The organism is Pseudoduganella dura, from assembly GCF_009727155.1.
GTDB lineage: Bacteria > Pseudomonadota > Gammaproteobacteria > Burkholderiales > Burkholderiaceae_D > Rugamonas > Rugamonas dura.
On sequence record NZ_WNWM01000002.1, the window covers coordinates 1,525,013 to 1,547,402 of the forward strand.

At 63.9% G+C, this 22,390-nt stretch carries 22 protein-coding genes, 1 other RNA gene and 1 pseudogene; 17 read left to right on the top strand and 7 right to left on the bottom strand.

What is annotated here, in order from left to right; genetic code table 11:
• The first annotated feature begins 314 nt into the window (after positions 1-314).
• From ompA to ssrA, 5 genes are all read left to right on the top strand, one after another.
• Positions 315-1,028, top strand: coding sequence for an outer membrane protein OmpA (gene ompA, locus GJV26_RS06795; protein WP_155708167.1), 714 nt, complete (start codon positions 315-317; stop codon positions 1,026-1,028).
• A 278-nt stretch (positions 1,029-1,306) separates the two neighbouring features.
• Positions 1,307-2,008: a bifunctional 2-polyprenyl-6-hydroxyphenol methylase/3-demethylubiquinol 3-O-methyltransferase UbiG gene (ubiG, locus tag GJV26_RS06800; RefSeq protein ID WP_155708168.1), complete on the top strand. Its 702-nt coding sequence runs from the start codon at positions 1,307-1,309 to the stop codon at positions 2,006-2,008.
• Positions 2,009-2,051: 43 nt separating this feature from the next.
• Positions 2,052-2,741 carry an HAD family hydrolase gene (locus tag GJV26_RS06805; RefSeq protein ID WP_155708169.1) on the top strand — a complete coding sequence of 230 codons (690 nt, stop codon included), beginning with the start codon at positions 2,052-2,054 and terminating at the stop codon, positions 2,739-2,741.
• 114 nt (positions 2,742-2,855) lie between these two features.
• Positions 2,856-3,827 (top strand): hypothetical protein, encoded by a 972-nt coding sequence (locus GJV26_RS06810; RefSeq protein WP_155708170.1) that lies wholly within the window; start codon positions 2,856-2,858, stop codon positions 3,825-3,827.
• Between the two features lie 88 nt (positions 3,828-3,915).
• Positions 3,916-4,276, top strand: a transfer-messenger RNA (tmRNA) gene (gene ssrA / locus GJV26_RS06815).
• Between the two features lie 1,110 nt (positions 4,277-5,386).
• On the opposite strand, the gene GJV26_RS06820 is transcribed toward ssrA, so the two are convergent.
• Complete coding sequence (locus GJV26_RS06820; protein ID WP_155708171.1) at positions 5,387-6,487, bottom strand: NAD/NADP octopine/nopaline dehydrogenase family protein; 1,101 nt, start codon at positions 6,485-6,487, stop codon at positions 5,387-5,389.
• Between the two features lie 479 nt (positions 6,488-6,966).
• On the opposite strand from GJV26_RS06820, the gene GJV26_RS06825 reads away from it, so the two are divergent.
• The 7 genes and pseudogenes from GJV26_RS06825 to GJV26_RS06855 all read left to right on the top strand — a co-directional run bounded on the left by GJV26_RS06825 (position 6,967) and on the right by GJV26_RS06855 (position 11,156).
• Positions 6,967-7,512 (top strand): PEP-CTERM sorting domain-containing protein, encoded by a 546-nt coding sequence (locus GJV26_RS06825; RefSeq protein WP_155708172.1) that lies wholly within the window; start codon positions 6,967-6,969, stop codon positions 7,510-7,512.
• 373 nt (positions 7,513-7,885) lie between these two features.
• Positions 7,886-8,377, top strand: a pseudogene (locus GJV26_RS29905) (FxDxF family PEP-CTERM protein); the annotation flags it as partial.
• Between the two features lie 90 nt (positions 8,378-8,467).
• Positions 8,468-8,998, top strand: coding sequence for a PEP-CTERM sorting domain-containing protein (locus GJV26_RS06835; protein WP_155708174.1), 531 nt, complete (start codon positions 8,468-8,470; stop codon positions 8,996-8,998).
• Between the two features lie 46 nt (positions 8,999-9,044).
• Positions 9,045-9,611 (top strand): PEP-CTERM sorting domain-containing protein, encoded by a 567-nt coding sequence (locus tag GJV26_RS06840; protein ID WP_155708175.1) that lies wholly within the window; start codon positions 9,045-9,047, stop codon positions 9,609-9,611.
• 135 nt (positions 9,612-9,746) lie between these two features.
• Positions 9,747-10,178 (top strand): hypothetical protein, encoded by a 432-nt coding sequence (locus GJV26_RS06845; RefSeq protein WP_155708176.1) that lies wholly within the window; start codon positions 9,747-9,749, stop codon positions 10,176-10,178.
• Positions 10,179-10,441: 263 nt separating this feature from the next.
• Positions 10,442-10,741, top strand: a complete 300-nt coding sequence (locus GJV26_RS06850) for an antibiotic biosynthesis monooxygenase family protein (protein WP_155708178.1) — start codon at positions 10,442-10,444, stop codon at positions 10,739-10,741.
• A 112-nt stretch (positions 10,742-10,853) separates the two neighbouring features.
• Complete coding sequence (locus GJV26_RS06855) at positions 10,854-11,156, top strand: hypothetical protein (protein WP_155708179.1); 303 nt, start codon at positions 10,854-10,856, stop codon at positions 11,154-11,156.
• Positions 11,157-11,184: 28 nt separating this feature from the next.
• Here GJV26_RS06855 and pncB read toward each other — a convergent pair whose 3' ends face one another.
• The 3 genes from pncB to GJV26_RS06870 form a co-directional block, all read right to left on the bottom strand.
• Entirely contained in the window at positions 11,185-12,381 is a 1,197-nt protein-coding gene (pncB, locus tag GJV26_RS06860; RefSeq protein ID WP_155708180.1) for a nicotinate phosphoribosyltransferase, read from the bottom strand.
• A 149-nt stretch (positions 12,382-12,530) separates the two neighbouring features.
• Positions 12,531-13,397, bottom strand: coding sequence for a cysteine hydrolase family protein (locus GJV26_RS06865; RefSeq protein ID WP_155708181.1), 867 nt, complete (start codon positions 13,395-13,397; stop codon positions 12,531-12,533).
• A gap of 190 nt (positions 13,398-13,587) precedes the next feature.
• On the bottom strand, positions 13,588-14,199 hold the full coding sequence (locus GJV26_RS06870; protein WP_155708183.1) for an FMN-dependent NADH-azoreductase: 612 nt from the start codon (positions 14,197-14,199) through the stop codon (positions 13,588-13,590).
• Between the two features lie 100 nt (positions 14,200-14,299).
• On the opposite strand from GJV26_RS06870, the gene GJV26_RS06875 reads away from it, so the two are divergent.
• From GJV26_RS06875 to GJV26_RS06885, 3 genes are all read left to right on the top strand, one after another.
• The gene (locus tag GJV26_RS06875) at positions 14,300-15,217 is read left to right on the top strand and encodes a LysR family transcriptional regulator (RefSeq protein WP_155708184.1); all 918 of its coding nucleotides are present in this window, start codon (positions 14,300-14,302) and stop codon (positions 15,215-15,217) included.
• A gap of 134 nt (positions 15,218-15,351) precedes the next feature.
• Positions 15,352-15,549, top strand: coding sequence for a hypothetical protein (locus tag GJV26_RS06880; protein ID WP_155708185.1), 198 nt, complete (start codon positions 15,352-15,354; stop codon positions 15,547-15,549).
• The gene (locus GJV26_RS06885; RefSeq protein WP_155708186.1) at positions 15,546-16,496 is read left to right on the top strand and encodes a hypothetical protein; all 951 of its coding nucleotides are present in this window, start codon (positions 15,546-15,548) and stop codon (positions 16,494-16,496) included. Before GJV26_RS06880 ends, GJV26_RS06885 begins: the two co-directional genes overlap by 4 nt.
• A 97-nt stretch (positions 16,497-16,593) precedes the next feature.
• Here the strand turns inward: GJV26_RS06885 and GJV26_RS06890 are convergent, their stop codons facing one another.
• Both GJV26_RS06890 and GJV26_RS06895 read right to left on the bottom strand, forming a co-directional pair.
• Positions 16,594-16,911, bottom strand: a complete 318-nt coding sequence (locus tag GJV26_RS06890) for a chaperone modulator CbpM (RefSeq protein WP_155708187.1) — start codon at positions 16,909-16,911, stop codon at positions 16,594-16,596.
• Between the two features lie 13 nt (positions 16,912-16,924).
• Entirely contained in the window at positions 16,925-17,851 is a 927-nt protein-coding gene (locus GJV26_RS06895; RefSeq protein WP_189442070.1) for a DnaJ C-terminal domain-containing protein, read from the bottom strand.
• 155 nt (positions 17,852-18,006) lie between these two features.
• On the opposite strand from GJV26_RS06895, the gene GJV26_RS06900 reads away from it, so the two are divergent.
• Positions 18,007-19,395 carry an MATE family efflux transporter gene (locus GJV26_RS06900; RefSeq protein ID WP_155708188.1) on the top strand — a complete coding sequence of 463 codons (1,389 nt, stop codon included), beginning with the start codon at positions 18,007-18,009 and terminating at the stop codon, positions 19,393-19,395.
• Between the two features lie 213 nt (positions 19,396-19,608).
• Complete coding sequence (locus GJV26_RS06905) at positions 19,609-21,825, top strand: S9 family peptidase (protein ID WP_155708190.1); 2,217 nt, start codon at positions 19,609-19,611, stop codon at positions 21,823-21,825.
• A gap of 258 nt (positions 21,826-22,083) precedes the next feature.
• On the opposite strand, the gene GJV26_RS06910 is transcribed toward GJV26_RS06905, so the two are convergent.
• Entirely contained in the window at positions 22,084-22,302 is a 219-nt protein-coding gene (locus GJV26_RS06910; RefSeq protein WP_155708191.1) for a CsbD family protein, read from the bottom strand.
• Between the last annotated feature and the right edge of the window lie 88 nt (positions 22,303-22,390).

Genomic DNA, 22,390 nt, shown 5'->3' on the forward strand with positions numbered 1-22,390 from the left:
TGTAATCGTGCCGACATATTCACGCCTTATGATCCCCGATCATTATTGTCGACGTTGCAACAAAACAACATCTTGGTCGAATGCGGCACGCGTCCTGATCGGAGCGCGATTCGTGCGATGCTGATGCGTATGGCAAAATGACGGAAATACAAACTTGGCTGAATCGCAAAACGGCAGTCGGCCACCCTCGTCGCGTAACAGACTCACTGTGATGAACGGCGGGCAACATGTTAGTATTCGCGCCGTTCGCACACTTGAGCACCATATGTCGCGCGGCGCAGGCTGCCGATATCACCCCGAAAGGAAACAAAAACATGAAAAAACTGATCTCCAGCATCTTCGCAGCGTCGGCCGTTCTTGCTGGCTCCGTGGCCGCGCAGGACAAGCCGACCGCGCCGCCTTTCGCGCCCGTGACCCAGGATATCCAGGCAGTCAAGCCGACCAGCGCCTACGTGCAGGATGCGCGCGGCGTGATCGCCCGCAATCCGTTCGGCCTGTGCTGGCGCACCGGCTACTGGACGCCGGCCGACGCGGTGCCAGGCTGCGACCTGCCGATCTGCGTGGAACCCGAGCGCCTGGAAAACGGCAAGTGCGTGGCCCCGCCGCCGCCTGTCGCACCGACTCCGGCTCCGGCCGCCACCCCGGCTCCGGTCGTCGCGCCGGTGCCAACGTCTGAAAAAGTCAGCTACAACGCCGATGCGTTCTTCGACTTCGACAAGGCCGTGCTGAAGCCGGAAGGCAAGCAGGCCCTGGACGAGCTGAGCGGCAAGCTGGGCGGCATCAACGTCGAAGTGGTGATCGCCGTCGGCCACACCGACTCCGTGGGCTCGGATGCCTACAACGAGAAGCTGGCCGTGCGTCGCGCCGAATCCGTCAAGGCATACCTGCTGTCGAAAGGTGCCGATGCGAACCGCGTGTACACCGAAGGCAAGGGCGAGAAACAGCCGGTCGCCGACAACAAGACCGCCGAAGGCCGCGCGAAGAACCGCCGCGTGGAAATCGAAGTCGTCGGTACCCGCAACAAGTAATCCCCGGCTCATGCCATGAAAATCCCGCTCCGGCGGGATTTTTTTTGTTTGAAGATTTCCCGGAGCCGAAGCCAGCCCCCCAAAATGGCAGTCAATTTCCTGAAACCGGGGTCAGACCCCGGTTTCAGGAAACTTTTTGTCTTCAGGCACTGATCAGCCGCCGAGCTCGCTGGTTGTAAAACAACATCGGGGACAGTCCCCGAATTTTGACAACATTTCAACCTGGAACTTTTTCAGCTGTGCTTTGGAACCCGGCAAATACCCGTTATGATGCCGACATGAACGCAAACGCCGACCCACTTGAATTGCAGAAATTCAGCGAGCTGGCCCACCGCTGGTGGGACCCGACGTCCGAATTCCGCCCCCTCCACGACATCAATCCGCTGCGCCTGGAATGGATCAACGCGCGCGCCCCGCTGGCGGGCAAGAACGTGATCGACATCGGCTGCGGCGGCGGCATCCTGTCCGAATCCATGGCCAAGAAAGGCGCCAACGTCACCGGCATCGATCTGTCGCAGCGGGCCCTGAAGGTGGCCGACCTGCACAGCCTGGAATCGGGCGTGCCGGTGCGCTACAAGCTGATCGCCGCCGAAGAGATGGCGGCCGCCGAACCGGGCCAGTTCGACGTGGTCACGTGCATGGAAATGCTCGAGCACGTGCCGGACCCGGCCGCGATCGTGCGCGCCGCGGCCACGCTGGTGAAGCCGGGCGGCCACGTGTTCTTCTCGACACTGAACCGCAACCCGAAGTCGTACCTGTTTGCCGTGCTCGGCGCCGAGTACCTGCTGCGCTTGCTGCCGAAAGGCACGCATACCTATGAAAAATTCATCACGCCGGCCGAACTGTCGCAGTATGCGCGCAGCGCCGGCCTGCAGGTGGAAAGCCTGAAAGGCATGGGCTACAACCCGCTGACCAAGTTCTATTCGCTGAACAACGACACCAGCGTGAATTACCTGGTGGCGTGCACCCGCCAGGCATGATCCACGGGCGGCCCGGCCGCCCTCTTTCTTCCCGATTCCTACCATGAGCTTCACGACCGCACCGCGCGCCATCCTGTTCGACCTCGACGGCACGCTTGCCGATACCGCCCCCGACCTGGCCGCCGCCGTCAACCGGCTGCGCACCGACCGCGGCCTGGCGCCGACGGCCTACGAGATCCTGCGCCCGACCGCTTCGGCCGGCGCGCGCGGCATGATCGGCGCCGCATTCGGACTGAAGCCGGAAGATGACGGCTTCGACGAACTGCGCGACGGATTCCTCGGCTACTACGAGAATGCGCTGATGGTGCACAGCTCGCTGTTCGCCGGCGTCGGCACGCTGCTCGCGGGCCTGGCCGACAACGGCCTGGCCTGGGGCATCGTCACCAACAAGGCGGCCCGCTTCACCGACCCACTGATGCCGCTGATCGGGCTCGATCACGCGGGCTGCGTGATTTCCGGCGATACGACGCCGCATCCGAAGCCGCACCCCGCGCCGCTGTTCGAGGCGGCACGGCGCCTGGGCCTGGCGCCGGAGCAGTGCTGGTACGTGGGCGACGACCTGCGCGACATCCAGGCCGGCCGCGCCGCCGGCATGCGCACCGTGGCGTGCCAATGGGGCTATTGCGGCACGACCGAGCCGGCGAGCTGGAACGCCGATCACCTGGTCGATACCCCGGAAACGCTGCTGGCCCTGGTGCTCGAATCCGTCGACGGTGTCACGCTGGCCGCGTGAGCAGGCTGGCCGCCGGTGACGCCATGCAAGATTATATTGCCGTACGCCAATAAAACAGCGTACCATAGTGGTCATACACGATAATTAGTCAGCAACTTTCCCGGGGAGGCAGCAATGCCTGGTGAAGACGCAACCGAACAGCCCCGCATTCCGCGCAGCAGTGCGCCGCAAGAGTGGACAGCCTCGGTCGCAGAAACCAAATTCTACTGGTACGACTTGCTGGTCGGCGGCGGTCCGCTCCCGGACTTCCGCGATCCGGTGGGCCGCTACCTGCGCCGCATGCAATTCGCCATCGATGGCACGATGGAAAAGCGCCTGCTGTACCTGCTCGTCTCGCGCCCGCGCGTGCGCATCGACGTGCAGCGCAACGTCAGCTGGAGCTTTTTCTCGCTGAAGCTGACGGTTCCCGTGCTCATCGGCGAGGAAGAGCGCAAGAGTACGATCACGATCGATCTCGACGTGCCGTTCGAAGCCACCTACAAGAAGCCTCTCGTGCAGTTGCAGGACAAGTTCCTGCTGCTGAACTGGGGCGCGCTGGTGGAGACGTTCAGCATCCACGACCTGATCCAGCGCTTCGATACCGGGCTGACTTTTCCGTCCACGGTCCTGTATGTGGGCCAGACGCACGACCCGGCAGGCCGGCTCGCCAAGGGCCAGCACTCGCCGGTCAACCGCGCGCGCAACGCCGGCATGCTGGACAGCGACATGTTCCTGCTGATCCAGCGCTTCGATGTGAAGGTGGACACCGCCGCGACCGACCTTTCCGAGGAAGCATCGATGCGCACGCACGTGGACATGCTCGAGGGCGCGCTGATCGGCTACTTCGAGGGGCCCACGTCGCGGCTGCGCAGTGAAATGGAACAGGGCAACCGCCGCGACCACCTGGCGGAACTGCAGCATACGTACTGGCTCGAAAAACTCACGGTCGACCTGGGATTCCAGGGCGCCGACCACTTCCACGATCTCGGCTCTCCCGTGGCCGCGCTGTCGCGCCGGCACCTGTTCGAATGCGTGTTCACCGCCGGCCGGCCCGTCACCCGGCGCCTGGGCGACAACGCCCGCCCCCTCCCCGTCCTGCGTGCCTGAAGGCATGCCTGAGCGGGCCGTGGCGCACGACAGCGCACATCGGCCTGCACGGCGGCCACGTTTGGAGTACAATCACCTTTCCTTCTGTGGGGACGACCTGGTTTCGACGTGGGTTGCAAAGCAGCGCAGGGCATACCGAGGGCTGGTTACCTCGTAAATACACCCAGAAACAAACTAACTGCAAACGATAACTCGTACGCACTGGCAGCTTAATCGCTGTTAGCTCCACAACACCTCGTCCCTGGGGTGGGCCGTCAAAAGCTGTGGAGTCATTTACAGGGACTCGCGCTCGGAGGGGTCACTTCGAAGAGCGCTAAATCTAAGGTGAATCGCCTGTACACAGCGTGCACGTCCGCGTTGTACGGGTTAAATTAAATGGCAGTGCTAAGTATGTAGAACTGTCTGTGGAGTGCTTGCGGACGCGGGTTCGATTCCCGCCGTCTCCACCACCGAACAAAAGAAAAAGCCCCTAGCTCGCTAGGGGCTTTTTCTTTTGTTCTCTGGTTCCGACCGCGGGAATGGAAGCCGCGTCCATCGGACGCGGGGCTTTGGCGGGGTTTCGCCGAGCACTGCTCGGCGCCGCCAAAGCGACGTGCGCTTGCAAGCGGCTTTGGCGGGGTTTCAGCGAGCACTGCTCGCTGCCGCCACAGCGGGTTGCGCTTACCAGCGCAACCCTCCGGGCTCTCCGATTCGCCCATTCACGACATCGCTCCGCGATGTCGCTACCGCCCGGCGGGCTTGCTTGAACTACTGCATTGCTCTTACGGTTCCGAATGCGGGAATGGAATCCGCGTCCGTCTCCGACGAATGCGGGGCTTTGGCAGCATTCCAGCGAGCACCGCTCGCAACCGCCAAAGCGGATCGCGCTTGCCAGCACAACCCTCCGAGCTCTCCCATTCGCCCATTCCCGATATCGCTTGGCGATGCCGCCACCGCCCGGCAGGCTTGCTTGAGCCCATCCCATCGCTTACAGCCAAAAACCTGTCTGTAATATCCAACACTTTCAGTTGCAAACCAATCGAAACACCCAGTATTGCAAACCAATCTAGAATGCCCCGCTTCAGTGATACGCCCCCGGGAGCTTTTCATGCAGTTGGATCGACGACGAAATACCGAACTCGCGCGCGCCATCGACAGCGCCATACTTCTCGACGCATCCGTCAGCGCTGTGCATGCGTGGACGACCCTCCATCAGCTCGGCGTGAAACGCAGCTGCATTCCCCGGTTACTCGGCATCCAGGGGCAACGCAGGCGCCGGGCATCGATGCCGGCAAGACATCCTGCCCTGCCCGATTGTCGCAGGTAGCGGGCACGTACACACATCTGCCCCAAATCGATTCGTTGCCCCGCAGGTCGGCATTGAACGGCGGCAGCGCAAAGCTTGCTCGCACGATGCGATGCAGGCGGCTGCATGGCCGATGCGCCCGCACGCATCCGGCCCGAGAATAAGTATCCGGCCCAGAATAAGCATCGGCCCGCAATAAAAAAACCCGGGCATGCCCGGGCTTTTTGCTGATACCACCTTTGCCGGAACCGGGGTCCCGGCAAGCACAATCCGATTACTTGGCCCCGCCGTTGATCCGCGCCACGAACTCGCTGGCGCTCAGCCCGCCCAGTCCCAGCTTTTCGAGCGTGCGTGCCTCGGCGTGGAAATCGCGATCCAGCAACCCGCTCGCGATGACGATCAACGCATCCGCGTTCGGGGTCGGCACATCCAGCAGGCGTCCCAGCGAAGCCATCAGTGCCAGGCCCATCGGCACGTCTTCGGTGATGTAACGCGTCTGCAGGGTCGACGGGCCTTTCGGTCCGCCTTCCTGCGCGTAATGGAGGAACGCCTCGAGTGCCGGCTTCGACAGGTCGTCGCCGGTACGGAACTGCCATTCGTCGAAATAAGGCGTCGGCTTGCCGCCCGCGGCGGCGATGACCGCCATTTTTTCCGCATCGAGGCGGTGCACCAGGTTCATCACCGATGGCGTGAAGCCTTCGCGGTACATCCAGAACTCGCCTTGCGCGAACTCGACCCGGCTGGCCGACAGCAAGGTGCCGAGCGTATGTCCGATGATGTTCGGATTATGCAGGGCCGACTCGACAACGTTGTTCCGTGCCGCCACGTAGGTCTCGAACAGGCTGGCTGCAATGGCCAGCCCTTCCGTGCTGCGCTCCTTCGGCAGGAAGGCCAGCGCGTTGCGCACGTTCTTGAACAGCACGTTGACGACGCCCGGGGAGATGATGCGCGCATCGTAGGGCAGGCTCTCGCCTTCGGCCAGGATGAAGGCCTGCTTTTCCTGGTACGGCAGGAAGTAGCACGTTCCCATGTATCCCGGCGCCAGCAGTACCAGCTGGCCCGCGCTCAGGTAAGGGCCGATCAGTTCGGCCACGGCGGCATGCTGGGTGCTTTGGGTGGTGATCATGACAAAGTCGGGGCGCACTTCGAATGCCTCGTTCACGTCACGGGTGACGAGCGCATATTTCGCCGTCGACGTTGCGCCATCTTCCGGATCGCTGACTACGGTGATCTCGCGACGTTCCTGCAACAGGTTGAAGTTTTCGTCGTGCAGGGAGTGGGACGTCTTCAGGATCGTCACCCGGTGCCCCGCCTGCGACAGGATTGCACCATGGGCGCAGCCAGCGTTGCCGGCACCAACCATCAAAACGTTCATGTAGCCTCCAGTAAAAAGGAAATAGCGGTAAAAAAAAGACAAAACTGCGCCGATTATAATCGATTGCCTTATGAAATTGTTGAAACAATAACAATAATTAATTTCTTTTAGACACTATCGTTTGACTCCAGGCACTCCGGCCATGTCGCCGTTCGCCCGGCAACCCGCGCAGTAACCGACTGTACGAATCTCTCCAGCAAGCGCAGGACGAATGCACGCCGCGGCAAGCATGCAACCGTACGGTTTGCGCAGTTCGGCACCATCCCAGCAAGGATAGCCGCCAGGCAGGTTGTCGAGTTGTCGTGTTTCAAGTTCGATGACTCGGCGCCATCCCCGCATGCATCGCCCTGCCGTGCTCATCCACAAATCGCTCGATCGGCTCCTCGAATATGCGGGGGTTACCTGCAATACTGAAGTCACCCGTCGGGAAATCCCGTCGGGCCCCTCCTCCCATCCACCCTTGAACGAAAGAGAACGCCATGAACATCACGAAGTTCTTCCGTGCGGCGATCGCCGCCACCGCGCTGCTCGTCGGGTTCGCGCACACCGCGCAGGCCGACATCGTTACCTGGACCGGCGACACCACCGCCGGGCCAACATTCGACCGCCCGTTTGCGGACTTTTCGGATCTTTCCCCGAACGGACCCGGCGTTCGCTACAACACCATCGCGTTCGCGGTGGACGAGGATGGGGAATATGCCTTCACCCTGCATGGACTGGGGTTCGACACTTTCCTGCTGCTGTATGAGAACGCGTTCGATCCGAACGCCGCGCTGACGAATGGCGTGGCGGCGAACGACGACCTGCTTAATACCAGGACTTCCGGTTTCCCTGCCGAGCTGAGTGCCGGCACGCAATATTTTGCCGTCGTAACGGGTTTCGAAGCGGGAGAAGCAGGCCAATACTCGCTGACGGTCAGCGGCGACGGCACGATCAGCGCAGTGCCGGAGCCATCGGCCTGGCTGATGCTCGCGTTTGGTCTCACGGCACTGGCCTGCAGGCAGCGCTGCAAACCGCAGCGTTGACTCTGCAGGAAGTGCCGCGCAGCGGAGCGGTGTCGGGTTTTCAAGCCAGCCTCGCAGGTGCACTAGCGGTTCGGCGTTACCACCGCTGTGGTTTTTGGCCAACACCTCCGCGAGCATACAATGTTCGCGGATTTCAGCATGCTCCCCAGCAGTGACATAGCCATGCGGAAAATTTAAATTCCTATAAAAAATCGCATATCGAAAACTTAAAAAATACTTAATGCCGCTTGCTTACACGGTAAAAGTTCATGCCATACTGATATCGTCCGTTGAGTTATCTCTTCGGCAAATATCCCTCCCCACTTGAAGAAAAGAGAACCTTATGAACGTCACGAAGTTCTTCCGTGCAGCAATCGCCACAAGCGCGCTGTTCGTCGGTCTCGCATCCACTGCCAGCGCCGAGATCGTTACCTGGACCGGTGATACGACTGGCGGCGCGACGGTGGATTTGACCCCCTTCGAAATCGATGGCGATGCAGTTCCTTATTTTGCAACGACCTTCACCGTCGATGCCGATGGTCCATACTCGTTCCTGCTGACGGGCACGTACGGTACCGACACCGTCACGCTTCTGTACGAGAACTCGTTCGACTCGTCGGATGCGACCGTCAACTTCCTGAACGGGTCGGATGACGACGTGACGATCAACACCTCCTCCTTCGCCGAGGAATTGACCGCCGGCACCACCTATGTATTCGTGGTAACTGGCTACAACAATACCGACTTCGGCAAGTACAGCGTGACGATCGAAGGCCCTGGCCTGGCCAGCGTCTCCGCCGTACCGGAACCTTCGACCTACGCAATGCTGGGCCTGGGCCTGGCAGCGGTCGGTTTCACGGCGCGCCGCCGCAAGGCACTGAAGTAAGCGACCAGAGCGGAGCCGGGTGCTCCGCTTTTTTTATGTCTGTTCGATTCTTTGCCACGTGATTACCCATCATTCCCATAAGGAAACGCAATGAACTTTGACAAGCTCCTCCGTGCAGTGCTCACGATCTGCGCGCTGTTCGGACTCATGAGTACAGCGAAAGCCGATTTCCACATCCAGCGCGGTGATACGACCAATAGTCCGACACTGGACGTTGGTGCCATTTACTTAGACGCCGGCAACGCCGTGCCATACGATGTGCTGACGTTCGAGGTAAGCCAGGCCGGCACCTACCAGTTTCTTGTCATGGCCGAATATGATAGCGCTACCTTCCTTTATGCAAGCGATTTCGATGTGACATCTCCGACCAGCAACCTGCTTCGCCACAATAACGACCTGCTGTCGCCGGACACCTCGGGATTCGTCGAGTTCCTGGTACCGACCGTGCGCTACGCGCTGGTCGTGAGCGGCCTCCATGACAACGATTTCGGGAAGTACAGCCTGACCATTGGCGGACCCGGCAGCGTGATCGCCGCAGTTCCAGAACCGTCCACCTGGCTGATGCTGGGCCTCGGCCTCGCGGCCGTCTCGTTTGCACGGCGCGGCGCCGTGCAGCGCTGATGCCCCGCCGTTCCCGACTTCGCCATCCATCTTGCAAGGAAACGTCATGACCATCAAAAAAATTCTCCGTACCGCGCTTGCCGCATGCGTGCTGTTCGCCGGCTTTGCCGGCACGGCCAGCGCGGAATTCTTTTCGCATGTGGGCGATTCCACCGGTGCGCCAACCTGGGACGTGGACGCCGCCTTCGACGCCCCTGGAACCATGGTGCCCTATGAATCGTTCGATTTCCATGTCGACGCGGGCGGCGCTTACAAATTTTTGGCCGCCGCCAGGTTCGACAGCATGATCATCCTTTACGAAGGCGGCTTTGATGCCTCGGCGCCCAACCAGAACCGGATCCGGTTCAATGACGATATCCTCTCGCCCAACACATCCGGTTTCGTGACGAGCCTGACGGCCGGCCTGCAATACACGTTCGTCATCACCGGCTTTAATGATTCTGAATATGGCGCCTACACGTTCACGATCGGCGGGCCGGGCAATATCATTCCCGGCCCTGTCACGATCGGTGCACCCGTGCTGGCGGTACCCGAACCATCGACATGGCTGATGCTCGGCATCGGCCTGGCCGCCGTAGGGTACGCGGCGCGGCGCAAAACATCGCAGGCTTGACGGACAGCGGCGGAGCGATGGCTCCGCTGTTTTCGTCTGCCTGTCCTCCTACATCCCGTGCGCGCGCGCGCCTATGCCGGCACGATGCACCTCGTCCTAAGATGGTTGCCACGCAAATCTGACAAGGAGACCATCATGTCGAACGAAGACAAGCAAGGCCGCAAGCTGGAGCAGATCACCAAGGATGGCACCGGCAGTGCGGCATCGATGGGCACCGGCGGCACCGGCCGCTCGGATACCCGCACGGAAGCCGAAAAGGGTTATGACGAAGCGGTAAACCGCCCGTGGGAAGGCAGCCAGCAGTCGGCCGGGCGCACGGATGACCTGCTGTCCGACGGCAGCGACGCCGATCGCGACGGGCAAGGATTCGCCGGCGGCACGCGCGACCAGGATGCGGAAGGCAGCGGCGATATGCGCAACCGTACCGGTGCGGGCGCCGGCAACCAGCAGAGCGGCCAGGCGCCGGACCAGCAGGACGATCGCCAGCAAAGCCTGTCCGGCGGTGGCCGCGCCAACGATCCGACCGGCCTGCAGGGTGCCGCCGGCAACCAGCAATCGGGTAGTTAATGAAGTAGTCAAGCGCGAGTAATTGAGCGCGGGCAGTCAAGCGGCTAGTCAAGCTGACGAAACGGCCCGCATTCAGGCCCCATTGACCAGTCCCGCCGCCCGGTGCGCCGAGCGCCGCGTTGGGCAATGCCGCTTCCAGGCCCGGCCCGCCCCCACCGGCGCCCCGGGCATATCGCGTGCCGCATAGCCGCCATTCCCGGCAGTCCGACACGCTTCCCCGATGTTCAGGCAGAATGCCCCCTCTACTCATCAGGGAGCCGTTCATGATCCATGAAATCGCCGAAATCACCATCAAGCCCGACACGCACGCAGCCTTCGAGGCCGCCGTGCGGGAAGCCGTGCCGCTGTTCCAGCGCGCCGCCGGCTGCCTGTCGATACGCATCGAGCGCACGATCGAGCGCCCGGAAACCTATCGCCTGGTGATTGGCTGGGCAACGCTCGAAAATCACACGGTGGACTTCCGCGGCAGCGACGATTTCCAGGCGTGGCGCGCGCTGGTGGGCGGCTTCTTCGCGGAGCCGCCAAGGGTCGAACACACCGAAACGGTCGTGAACGGCTTCTGAGGCATTTTGCTGGGGATCGTGCGGGCCCGGCACTGGCCGGCCTGCGCATCGGGCGCCGCTCTTGTTGTTATTGCAGCACAATGGTGGCAGGACAACCAATACAGGAACTGCCATGCCAGACACCATTCACCGCAACTTCAAGACGGTCGAGGATGCCGAGGCCGCCCGCGCCGCGCTGCTGGACGCCGGCTTTCACGGCTCGGCCGTGCAACTGAACCTGCACGACACGCGCGCCACCGATACCGCCACGCTGGCGGTCGACAACATCATGGACTCGCTGACGCCGGACGACGCGGACAATACCGATCACCCGGCGCAGCGCCCCGCCGCGCTGCTGTCGGTCGATGTCGACACGGACGACAGGCGCGAACAGGCCAACACGATCATGCTGCGCTACGGCGGCGCCGAAGCCTGATCCGCCGTCACCCGCGCTTCACCTCACCTCATGCGGCAGGATGCTCGAACACCTGCCGCAGGTAGGCGAGGAACGTTTCATCCTTGCTCATCGTCTTTCCCGGCGAATCCGACAGTTTCGCCACCGACTGGCCATTGCAGCGCACCAGCTTCATCACGATGTTCAGCGGCTTCACGCCCAGGTCGTTCGTCAGCCACGTGCCGATACCGAAGCCGGTCATGATGCGGTCGGCGAAGTGGCGGTACAGGAAGATGGCCTTGTCCAGGTCCAGCCCGTCTGAAAACACCAGGCGCTTGGTATGCGCGTCGATGCGCAGCCGCGCGTAGTGCGCGATCGCCTTCTCGCCCCACTCGACCGGGTCGCCCGAATCATGGCGCAGGCCGTCGAACAGCTTGGCGAAATACAGATCGAAGTCGCGCAGGAACGCATCCATGCCCACCACGTCCGTCAGCGCGGTACCCAGGTCGCCGCGGAATTCCTGCACCCAGTCTTCCAGCGCGGCCTTCTGGAAATCGCGCAGCCGCACGCCGAACGCCTGGAACGACTGCATGTACTCGTGCGCCATCGTGCCGATCGGGTGGATCTTGTAGCGCATCGCCAGGTAAACGTTCGACGTGCCCTTGAAGAATTCCGGCACCTCGGCGGCCAGCCGGCGCACCACCTCGTCGTGCCACGCGCCCGAGTAGCGGCGGCGCACGCCGAAGTCCGAGAATTCGAACGGGTTGCGCTGCATCGGCTGCTGGCCGAACACCTTCAATGCCGCGATCTTCGCATCGAGCCGGCGGCGCCCTTCGGCCAGCGCGGCTTCGCCGTCGAAGCGGCGGAAATACAGTTCGTTGACGATGTACAGCACGAAGATCTCGAAGCCCATCACGTGCACCTGCGGGCCGCGCGCGTGGACCAGCAGCTCGTCGCCATCCGTTTCCACGGTGATGAACTTGCGCTGGAAGCGGAACACGGTCAGGAAGTCGACGAAGTCGCTCTTGATGTAGCGCAGCGAGCGAAGGTACTCGAGCTCCTCTTCGCGGAACGTCATCGTGCACAGGTGATCGAGCTGCCGTTCGATTTCATCCTTCAGCTCGGCAAGCGGATAGGCGGGCTGGTTGCGGCACTTGAATTCATACTCGGCGTTCGCGCCGGGATGCCAGTGCAACAGCGCCTGCCACATCGAGAACTTGTACAGGTCGGTTTCGAGCAGACTGCGGACGACGGGCTGGAAAGGCATCGGCTGCGGGCTCGACTGGGGGATCAACCGAGGGCTCAACGGGGTGGTCAACTGCGTGGTCGCGTAGGATGTCATAGGAAGTCTACTGAGGTAGCAACTGGGGAGGCAACTGCCGGGGCAACTGCGCAGGCATCGGTGTTCCGGTCATGTCAGCGCCCCGCGTTCAGCAGCAGTTCCTGCAGCACGTCCGAGGATTGGGCAAACCCCACGCCGGCGGTGCGCATGCGTTCGAAGAACGCCGCCTGCTGCGCCTCGAAACCCTGCACGGGGCTCATGCAATCGGTGATCAATACCAGTTTCGACGCATGGGCGCCGAAGCGTTCGGCGATGTGCTCCACCGTCGACTTCACGCAGTGGCTGCCTGCCTCGCCGGCAATGTAGACGCGGTCGGAGTCCTCCAGGCTGTCGAGCAGCCGGCGGTTTTCCTGGGTATCGGGCTCGCCGGCGACGGGCACCTCGGCCATCACGGCCGAATAATGCTCGGTCCATGGATTGGACCCCTTGGCGACCTTCGCCACCACGCCCAGCGCCGCATCTTCCCAGCGGTTATAGGCGGCGCGCACGGCATCGTGCACGTTATGGCCCCAGGTGCCGATCTCGCAGTGCACCGGCCACACCATCAGGCGATAGCGGCCGGCCGCTTCCAGCGTGTCGAGATAGGCCAGCGCGCGTTCGCGCCCGTGCGGATCGCGCGGCAGGAAGCGGGCGGCGCGCACGTCGGCCGCGGTGATTTCGGTGAAGGGGCTGACCGGGCCGCCATCGCCGGCCACCCAGAACGTGGGATGCGCGACGTGGTAGCGGTGATGCGAGTCGAGCGTGACGGTGATCGCGGCGATGCCGGCACGCCCCCGTTCGATCAGCTGCGCCAGCCGCAGCATGTCGGCATGCGCGCCGGGCACCGGCAACGCCGGCATGTGCGCCCGGCCGGTGGCCGCATCGACCGGCAGGTGCCCGGGCGGCAGGTCGCAAAAATCGTTCTGTGGATCGATGACCAGCAGGTGCAGACGGTCTTTCATGGATGGGCTCCGTTGAACGGCAACCCCCATCATACCGGCTGGCACGGGATCGTACAAAACATGCACAAAACCGCACTGCCGGGCGACAACCTTTGCGCAAGATCAAAAAATGTCCTGGGGCCAGGCCCCGGGACATTTTTTGCGTCAAATCAAACAAGATCCGGCGCTGCGCCCCGGATTGCTGGCGGCATCAGGCGGCCAGCGCATCGATCGATTGCCGGCTTTTCGCCAGCGTGGCGGCCAGCGCCTGCTCGCCCAGCGCCACGCCCTCGGCCTGGATGAAGGTGATGTCGGTGATGCCAAGGAAGCCCAGCACGGCGCGCAGGTACGTGGCCAGGAAGTCGTAGCCGGCGGCCGGCCCTTCGCTGTAGACGCCGCCGCTGGCGGTGAACACATAGACCTTCTTGCCGCCGGCCAGGCCGACCGGGCCGGTTTCGGTGTACTTGAACGTGCGGCCGGCGCGGGCGATGTGGTCGATATAGGCTTTCAGGCCCGACGGCACCGAGAAGTTGTACATCGGCGCGCCGATCACGATCACGTCGGCGGCCAGCACTTCGTCGACCAGCTTGTCAGACAGCTTCACGGTGAACGCCTGTTCGGCGTTGCGCGCCTCGGGCGGCGTGAAGAACGCGCCCAGCATTTCCTCGGTCAGGTGCGGCACCGGGCTGGCGGCCAGGTCGCGCTCGACGATCGTGTCGTGCGGGTGGCTGGCCTGCCACTTGGCGATGAACTCGGCCGACAGCTGGCGCGACAGCGAACCGGAAGACCGCACGCTGCTGTTGATGTACAGGACGTTTGCCATGATGAACTCCTCGAAAAGTGATGAATTGCAGCCATCATAGAACGGGATTAATATCGATGAAATCCACTTATTTTCAATCTTTACAATCGATTTTCTTGATATGCGAGACCCCGGCCTTCCCTCCCTCGACCAGTTGCGCGTATTCATTGCCGTCATCGACCATGGCGGCTTCGCCCACGCCGCGCGGGCGCTGCACCGCACGCAGTCGGTCATCAGCTATACCATCGCCAACCTCGAAGAGCAGCTGAACGTCCCCCTGCTCGACCGCAGCCGGCGCAAGGTCACGCTGACGGAGGCGGGCAAGGCGCTGCTGGCCGATGCGCGCGCCGTGTCGGCCAAGGTGGACGACATGCGTGCCCGCGCCAAGGCGCTCGGCGCCGGGCTGGAGGCGGAGCTGTGCCTGGTGGTCGACGTGATGTTCCCGATGTGCCTGCTGGTCACGCTGCTCGAATCGTTCCAGCGCGAATACCCCACCGTGGCGCTGCGGCTGCACACGGAGGCATTGGGCGGCGTGGCGCAGATGGTGCTCGACGGCCGCTGCCAGCTGGGCATCAGCGGCATGCCGGTGCACCTGCCGGACAACGTGGACCGGCAGCTGGCCGGGCACGTGACGATGATGCCGGTCTGCGCCCCCGGCCATCCGCTGGCGCGGTTCGAGGGCGTGGTGCCCACCGCCGCGCTGCGCGAGCACCTGCAGCTCGTGCTCACCGACCGCAGCCCGCTCACGGCCGGCCAGGATTTCGGCGTGCTGGGCCGGCGCGACTGGCGCTTGGCCGACCTGCATTCGAAGCACGCGCTGCTGCGCGGCGGCCTCGGCTGGGGCAGCATGCCGGAGGCGATGATCGCCGAGGACCTGGCACGCGGCCGGCTGGTGCGGCTGAAGCTGCAGGATGGCGATGCGCTGCAATACCCGCTGTTCGTCATCCACCGCGGCGACCATCAGCCGGGCCCCGCGGCGCGCTGGCTGCGCCAGCGGATCCTCGATGTCGACTACACGCTGCCGCACGGCGCGTATTGACTGCTTTCCTGATGCTTCCTACACGGCTACGGCGTGTGCGCTGACACCCCCGAACGCGTCGGAGTCCTACGATAAACCCCTGCCGGGGCGCACCACAGACCGCCCCGGACCACGACTTCGGAAAAGGAGATCCCATGACCAGGGAAAAGGACACGACCACGACGAAGGATGCAGGCGACTTCACGCAAAGCGGCAACCATGCCGCGGGCGGACCGGCCAACGACACCACGCAGGTCAACAGGGCACCCAACATCGATCCGGCATCGACCAGGCAACGCGACAAGGCGGAAACCTCGGGCGGAACCGACTTGGAAAAGGAGAAACGGAAATGACACAGCAATCCATCGGCGGCCGTAACGCACAGGACGGCATCAGCGGCACTCCATCCGGCACGCAGGGTGCCGACAGCGGCCAGGGCATCAACCAGGGCGGCCAGAACCAGCAGAGCTCGCAGGGCCACACGGACCATTCCGTAGCCTCGCCGGGCAACCGGGGCGGCATGCAGGGCGGCATCACCAACAGCGGCTCGGTGCAGCTCGATCCACAGGAAAGCAACCGCGATCGATACGGCGACCAGGAAACGGGCGCCACGTCGGGCGAAGTGGGCGATGGCCGCAGCCGGCAGCAGGTCGCCGTCAGCGGCAGCCAGGCCACGCAGCACAGCAAGGGGCGCGATGACGGCGCGCTGCCGAAAGGTGGCCGCAACCCGCAGTCCGTCGACAGCACGGACGGCACGGGCGAAGGCGGCCTGACGCAGGCGACGCCTGTCCAGCAGCAGCAAAGCAAGCCGCGCGCCGGCACGGGCGGCGGCCACGGCGGCCAGCACTCGGGCGGCATGGGCGGCGAAAGCGGCGGCGCGCTGCACAACGTGGGTGCGCAAAGCGGCCAGACGGGCCGTGGCGGCCTGGGCGGCAACAATGCCGGGATGCAGGGCGGCAGCGAGGGCAACCAGCAGTCCGGCGACAATCCTGGCAACAGCATGGGCGACAGCGGCCTGGCCGATGACGACCTCGACACGCTGCAGGCCGGGGCGACGGGCGGCGAACGCGCCGGCATGGGCAAGCGCGGCAACAGCCAGCAGTCCGACAAGGCCGGCAATGCCCAGGGCGGCATGCGGCAAAACCAGACCGTGCCGAACAACCGTAGCGACAATGAGCAGGCCGACCGCCAGCTCGGCATGCAGGGTTCGCAGGGCGACCCGGGTCATGACATCGACGACCTGGGCAACAAGCAGTCCGGCGGCGGCGGCTCGCGGGGCGGGACCGAAGACCAGCGGTAGGCGGGCAAGCGCGATCCGGTGCATGGCACCGGATGTGCCCGGCGTCACCGGCCCCCGTGCCCGGCACCGATCCCTTCCGGATCGATGCCGGGCACTTTCACGTCGACTTCAAGCCCGCGGCCCGCAAGCGTCGCCGCAACCGCCGGACCTCTTCGGTGAGGTCCACCACCAGCGCGGCCACTTCGTCGTTCGCATCGAAATCCCGTTCGACGCGCAGCAGGCTGCGCGCGCGCACCAGGTCGACACTGGTGAAGCGCCAGGCTTCCGGCGCCGCTTCGGTGCCGCCGAGCAGGATGCCGGTGCGTACCCGCTGCACCACCCAGCCCGGTTCCACGGCGCAGGCCTGCGCCAGTTCGTCGAGCGTCAGCGCCGTCTCGTCGAGCGGCACCGCGCGAATCGGTAGTTCGCCAGTCATTGGATCACCCTCCTCACAGCCCGCGGCGCGGATCGAATTTCAGGTCGCGCGCCATCTGTTCATACAAAGCTTTCGCCTGCGGCGTGTTCGCCGGCGGCAGCGCGATCTCCAGCAGCAGGTACAGGTCGCCCGCCGGCGCGGCGGCCGTGCCGGGAATGCCGCGGCCCTTCAGACGCAGCTTGCGCCCGCCCTGCGAATCGGGCGGCACGGTGACCGACACGCGGCCGGACGGCGTGGCCACCTCGATGCCGGCGCCCAGCGCGGCTTCCCACGGCGCCACCGGCACCGTCTGGTACACGTCGCGCCCTTCCACGCGGTAGCGGCGGTCTTCGGCGAAGCGGATCTCCAGGTACAGGTCGCCCGCCGCGGCACCGCCGCTGCCGGGCTGCCCCTGACCAGCCAGCCGCAGTTGCTGGCCTTCGGTCACGCCTTTCGGAATCGTCACGTCCAGCGTGCGCTCGCGCGTGACCACGCGGCCATGCTCGTCGGCCTGCGGCACGCGCAGGCCGATCGTACGGCTGGCGCCGTGATAGGCATCGGCCAGCGCGATCTCGATGACGGCATGGGTGTCATCGCCCCGCATCGCGAAGCCGTGCCGGCGGCCGCCGCCGACATGGGCGAACAGGTCCTTGAAGAAATCGCTGTCGGCCCCGCCGTCGGCCGATTCGAAGCCCGAGCCCCAGTCCGGCGGCGGCCGGAATCCGCCACCTTCCGGCTGCCGGTATTGCGCGCTGCCCAGTTCGTCGTAGGCCGCCCGTTTTTCCGCGTCGCCCAGCACGCCGTAGGCTTCGTTCAGTTCCTTGGTCCTGACATCGGCGTCGGCTTCCTTGCTGACATCGGGGTGGTACTTGCGCACCAGCTTGCGGTAGGCCTTCTTGATGGCGTCGGCGTCCGCGGTCTTCGGCACGCCCAGCACGGCGTAGTAATCCTTGTACTCCACGATCGGTTCTCCTTGTCGGGTTTCCTCTGCTGCCGCTTTTCGTTGATGAGAAGGTTACAACAAAATCGTCGCCGCGGCATTCATGCACCAGGGTGGTGCCCGCACCCCCCATCTGTGGGTAGAATGCCAAGTTCCTTATCGTCGAGTCGCAGCCAATGCCTTATTCGTTCACGTTGCCCAATATCCGCCAGGAAGCCAGAGCCCTGTGGCAGCTGGCCTGGCCCGTCCTGATCGGGCAGCTGGCAACCGTGGGTATGGGCGTGGCGGACGTGGCGATGACGGGCCACACCAGCGCCGCCGAACTGGCCGCCGTGTCGCTCGGCGCCTCCGTCTGGTCGATCATCCTCGTCACCGTCAACGGCACGATGATGGCGGTGAACACCGTTGTCGCGCACCAGGTGGGCGCCGGGGCGTTCGACAGGATCCCGCACTCGGTGCGGCAGTCGCTGTGGAAGGCGGTGGGCGTGGGCATCGTGGCCGCGCTGGCGGCCAACCTTGCCACGCTGCTGTTCGATCACCTGCAGCTGGAACCCGAAGTGAACGCGCGCGCCTCGATGTTCGTGCACATCGTCAGCATCGGCCTGCTGCCGTTCGCCGCCTACCGGGCGCTGTACGGCTACAGCGCCAGCATCAACCAGACCAAGCCCGTGATGGTGATCGCGCTGATCGGCCTGGCCGTCAACATCGCCGTCAACTGGCTGCTGGTGTTCGGCAACCTGGGGTTTCCGAAGATGGGCGCGCTGGGCTGCGCGGTGGCCACCGGCACCGTGGTCTGGCTCGACCTGCTGGCGATCGTGATGTGGATTCGTATCGCGCCGGCTTACCGGGATTCCTATCCGTTCGACAAATGGGAATGGCCGCACTGGCCCGAGGTATGGAACATGCTGAAGCTGGGCGTGCCGATCGGCGTCACGTACTTCGCCGAGGTCAGCGTGTTCGGCGCCGTCAGCCTGCTGGTGGCGCGCTTCGGCGTGGTCACCGTGTCGGCGCACCAGATCGCGCTGAACTTTTCGTCGCTCACGTTCATGGTGCCGCTGTCGTTCGGCATCGGCATGATCGCCCGCGTGGGGCAGGCGCTGGGCGAAGGCAATCCGCAGCGCGCCCGCTTCGCCTCGTTCGTCGGCCTGTGGATGTCGGTCGGCTTCGCGGTGCTGTCGGCGCTGTTCATCGCGCTGTTCCGCCACCAGATCGCCGCCGCCTACACGTCCGACGTGGCGGTGCGCGAAATGTGCGCGCACCTGCTGCTGTTCGCCGCGCTGTTCCAGCTGTCCGATGCCGCGCAGGTGGCGGCGTCGTGCGCGATCCGCGGCTACAAGGTCACGCGTGGGCCGATGGTGATCCAGCTGATCGCGTTCTGGGGCGTGGCGTTGCCGCTGGGCTGCGTGCTCGGGCTGGCGCCGCAATGGATTCCGTTCGCCCCGGACGAGCCGATGTCCGCCACCGGCTTCTGGATCGGCCTGGTGCTGGGCCTGACGATCGCGGCCGTGCTGCTGACGCTGTTCCTGCAGCGGCTGTCGCGGCAGCGCGCGCTCGCTCCGGCCTGAGGACCGCCAAAACGTGCCGAAGGAAAGTCGGCGGTAGCCCTTGCATTCCGAACTTTCGCGCCTCGCCAGAGGCTGCTGAGTCTGGTATCGTTTTGCGATTTACTCGCAACAGCAAATCGTTTACACCAGGCTCGCAGCCGCGCCGCTCCCGGTACAGCCTGGTATCGTTTTGCGATGTACAGACCATAACAGATCGTTCACTTCGGGACTTCCATGCGCACCGCTCTCAGTATCCTGGCCCTGCTGGCCGCCGGCACGGCATCCGCCGACCGCCTGACCCTCGACCGCATCTACAGCGATCCCGCGCTTGCCGGCAACGGCGTGCGCGCGCTGAAGGTATCGCCGGACGGCGCCCGCGTGACGTTCCTGCGCGGCCGCCCGGACAACCAGTTCCAGATGGACCTGTGGGAGTTCAACCTGAAGGACAAGTCGACCCGCCGCCTGGTCGACTCGAAAGTGCTGGTCGCCGAGGAAAACCTGTCGGACGCCGAAAAGGCGCGCCGCGAGCGCGAACGCACCGCCGCGCTGAAAGGCATCATCAACTACAGCTGGTCGCCGGACGGCAAGCGGCTGCTGGTACCGATCGCCGGCAACCTGTACCTGATCGACGTAGCCAGGCCGGATGCGGCGCGCCTGGTCGCCTCGGGCAACGTGACCGATCCGAAGATCTCGCCGAAAGGCAAATACGTGTCGTTCGTGCGCGACCAGAACCTGTACGTGATCGACCTGGCCACCGGCCAGGAAAAGGCGCTGACGACCGATGGCAAGGGCACGCTGCACAACGGCGAAGCGGAGTTCGTGGCGCAGGAAGAAATGCACCAGTTCACCGGCTACTACTGGGCCCCGGACGATTCCGCGGTGGCCTACCGCCGCTACGACGAAGCGCAGGTGCCGATCGCGCGCCGCTTCGAGATCTATCCCGACCGCACCGAAGTGATCGAGCAGCGCTATCCGGCCGCCGGCGATAAAAACGTGGTCGTGGAACTGCGCATCGTCAACCCGGTCACCGGCGAAACGAAGAACGTGGACCTGGGCGCCGAGAAGGACATCTACCTGGTGCGCGCCGACTTTTCCGCCGATGCGAAAAAGCTGCTGTTCCAGCGCCAGGCGCGCGACCAGAAGAAGCTGGAACTGGTCGCCGTCGATACCGCCACGCTGGCGCAGAAGGTGCTCGTCACCGAAACGTCGAAGACGTGGACCGACATCAGCGACGACCTGCGCTTCCTGTCCGGCGGCAAGGGATTCATCTGGTCGTCCGACCGCACCGGCCGCAACCACCTGTACCTGTACGACATGGACGGCAACGTCAGGCATGCGCTGACGCAGGGCGAATGGGGTATCGACAACCTGCTGGCCGTCGACGAGAAGGCGGGCAAGGTGTACTTCTCGTCCAACAAGGACGCGGTGATCGACAAGCAGACCTATTCCGTGTCGCTCGACGGCGGCAATGCCGGCAAGCCGGTACGCGTGACGCAGGCCGACGGCTGGCACGACACCACGTTCGCGCGCAACGGCCAGCTGTTCGTGGACACCTGGTCGGACCCGGCCAACCCGCCGCAGGTATCGATCCGCAAGCCGGATGGCGCGATCCTCACGTGGCTGGAAAAGAACGAGGTCAACGCCGCGCACCCGTACTACAGGTACAAGTCCGATCACCTGCCGGTGGAATACGGCACGCTGCCGGCGAAGGACGGGCAAACGCTGTACTGGTCGATGATCAAGCCATACCGCTTCGATCCGGCGAAGAAATATCCGGTGTACCTGTCCACCTACGGCGGCCCGACCGCGCAGCACGTCACGCGCAAGTGGGGCGACACGTTCGACATGTACATGGCGCAGCAGGGCTATGTGGTGTTCCGCCTGGATAACCGCGGTTCCGGCCGCCGCGAGCGCGCGTTTTCCGATGCGATCTACCGCAACCTGGGCAAGGTGGAAGTGGAAGACCAGCTGGCCGGCATCGACTTCCTGGGCAAGCAGGGCTTCGTGGATGCGAAGCGCATCGGCGTGTATGGCTGGAGCTATGGCGGCTTCATGGCGTTGCGCCTGCTTTCCCAGGGATCGGACAGGATCGCCGCCGGCGTTTCCGGCGCGCCGGTCACCGACTGGGCGCTGTACGACACGCACTACACCGAACGCTTCATGGACAAGCCATCCGAGAACAAGGAAGGCTACGCCGACAGCACCGTGTTCGCGCATGTGGACGGGCTGAAATCGAACCTGCTGCTGATCCACGGCATGGCGGACGACAACGTGCTGTTCACCAACACCACGAAGATGATCGACGCCCTCGTCAACCGCGGCGTGCAGTTCGAACTGATGACCTACCCGGGCGCCAAGCACGGCGTATCGGACCGCAAGCAGCGCAAGCACGTGCAGGTCAATATCGATGCGTTCTTCCGCAAGCACCTGAAGCCGGAGACGGTGCAGTAACCGGCGGCGCTTGATTTATTGGTGGCGAAGCAGGGGTTTCAAGGAGCATGCTCCTTGCCTGCGGCGCGTCATGCAAGCATGGCCCTCTCCGGACACCGGTTTTTCCATGCGTATCAGCCCCGTTTCACATGCTATCGGTCTGCAACCGAAAACCGGTGTCGGACACCAGGCCCTGCGCCGATGCATTCGATAGCGGGCACCGCAAAACAAAACAGCCGCCCTCGGGCGGCTGTTTCACTTCCGGCATCAGATCGAACCTTACAGACCCTGGCGGTTGCCGCGGTTCACGACCTTGGCATCGTCGACTGCGTCTTCGACAGCTTCGCGGGCATCGCCCACTTTTTTCTGGACCTTGCCTTCTACCTGGTTTGCCACGCCCTTGGCCTGCTGCTTCGAGCTGCCAACCAGCTCACCGGCTTCCTGCTGGATCTTGCCGCCGATTTCCTTTGCCTTGCCTTTGATTTGATCGCTGTTCATGGTGAGCTCCTTTATGTAGTGCGGCTCGGCGAACCCCGATGGTTCGCTGCCTCTGGCACACGCTGTAGTGCGTGTGCATGGAGAAATA

Bases quoted from the DNA above. Each gene is read 5' to 3' on its own strand.
- ompA (WP_155708167.1), top strand. From the start codon at position 315: ATGAAAAAACTGATCTCCAGCATCTTCGCAGCGTCGGCCGTTCTTGCT.
- ubiG (WP_155708168.1), top strand. From the start codon at position 1,307: ATGAACGCAAACGCCGACCCACTTGAATTGCAGAAATTCAGCGAGCTG.
- GJV26_RS06805 (WP_155708169.1), top strand. From the start codon at position 2,052: ATGAGCTTCACGACCGCACCGCGCGCCATCCTGTTCGACCTCGACGGC.
- GJV26_RS06810 (WP_155708170.1), top strand. From the start codon at position 2,856: ATGCCTGGTGAAGACGCAACCGAACAGCCCCGCATTCCGCGCAGCAGT.
- GJV26_RS06820 (WP_155708171.1), bottom strand. From the start codon at position 6,487: ATGAACGTTTTGATGGTTGGTGCCGGCAACGCTGGCTGCGCCCATGGT.
- GJV26_RS06825 (WP_155708172.1), top strand. From the start codon at position 6,967: ATGAACATCACGAAGTTCTTCCGTGCGGCGATCGCCGCCACCGCGCTG.
- GJV26_RS06835 (WP_155708174.1), top strand. From the start codon at position 8,468: ATGAACTTTGACAAGCTCCTCCGTGCAGTGCTCACGATCTGCGCGCTG.
- GJV26_RS06840 (WP_155708175.1), top strand. From the start codon at position 9,045: ATGACCATCAAAAAAATTCTCCGTACCGCGCTTGCCGCATGCGTGCTG.
- GJV26_RS06845 (WP_155708176.1), top strand. From the start codon at position 9,747: ATGTCGAACGAAGACAAGCAAGGCCGCAAGCTGGAGCAGATCACCAAG.
- GJV26_RS06850 (WP_155708178.1), top strand. From the start codon at position 10,442: ATGATCCATGAAATCGCCGAAATCACCATCAAGCCCGACACGCACGCA.
- GJV26_RS06855 (WP_155708179.1), top strand. From the start codon at position 10,854: ATGCCAGACACCATTCACCGCAACTTCAAGACGGTCGAGGATGCCGAG.
- pncB (WP_155708180.1), bottom strand. From the start codon at position 12,381: ATGCCTTTCCAGCCCGTCGTCCGCAGTCTGCTCGAAACCGACCTGTAC.
- GJV26_RS06865 (WP_155708181.1), bottom strand. From the start codon at position 13,397: ATGAAAGACCGTCTGCACCTGCTGGTCATCGATCCACAGAACGATTTT.
- GJV26_RS06870 (WP_155708183.1), bottom strand. From the start codon at position 14,199: ATGGCAAACGTCCTGTACATCAACAGCAGCGTGCGGTCTTCCGGTTCG.
- GJV26_RS06875 (WP_155708184.1), top strand. From the start codon at position 14,300: ATGCGAGACCCCGGCCTTCCCTCCCTCGACCAGTTGCGCGTATTCATT.
- GJV26_RS06880 (WP_155708185.1), top strand. From the start codon at position 15,352: ATGACCAGGGAAAAGGACACGACCACGACGAAGGATGCAGGCGACTTC.
- GJV26_RS06885 (WP_155708186.1), top strand. From the start codon at position 15,546: ATGACACAGCAATCCATCGGCGGCCGTAACGCACAGGACGGCATCAGC.
- GJV26_RS06890 (WP_155708187.1), bottom strand. From the start codon at position 16,911: ATGACTGGCGAACTACCGATTCGCGCGGTGCCGCTCGACGAGACGGCG.
- GJV26_RS06900 (WP_155708188.1), top strand. From the start codon at position 18,007: ATGCCTTATTCGTTCACGTTGCCCAATATCCGCCAGGAAGCCAGAGCC.
- GJV26_RS06905 (WP_155708190.1), top strand. From the start codon at position 19,609: ATGCGCACCGCTCTCAGTATCCTGGCCCTGCTGGCCGCCGGCACGGCA.
- GJV26_RS06910 (WP_155708191.1), bottom strand. From the start codon at position 22,302: ATGAACAGCGATCAAATCAAAGGCAAGGCAAAGGAAATCGGCGGCAAG.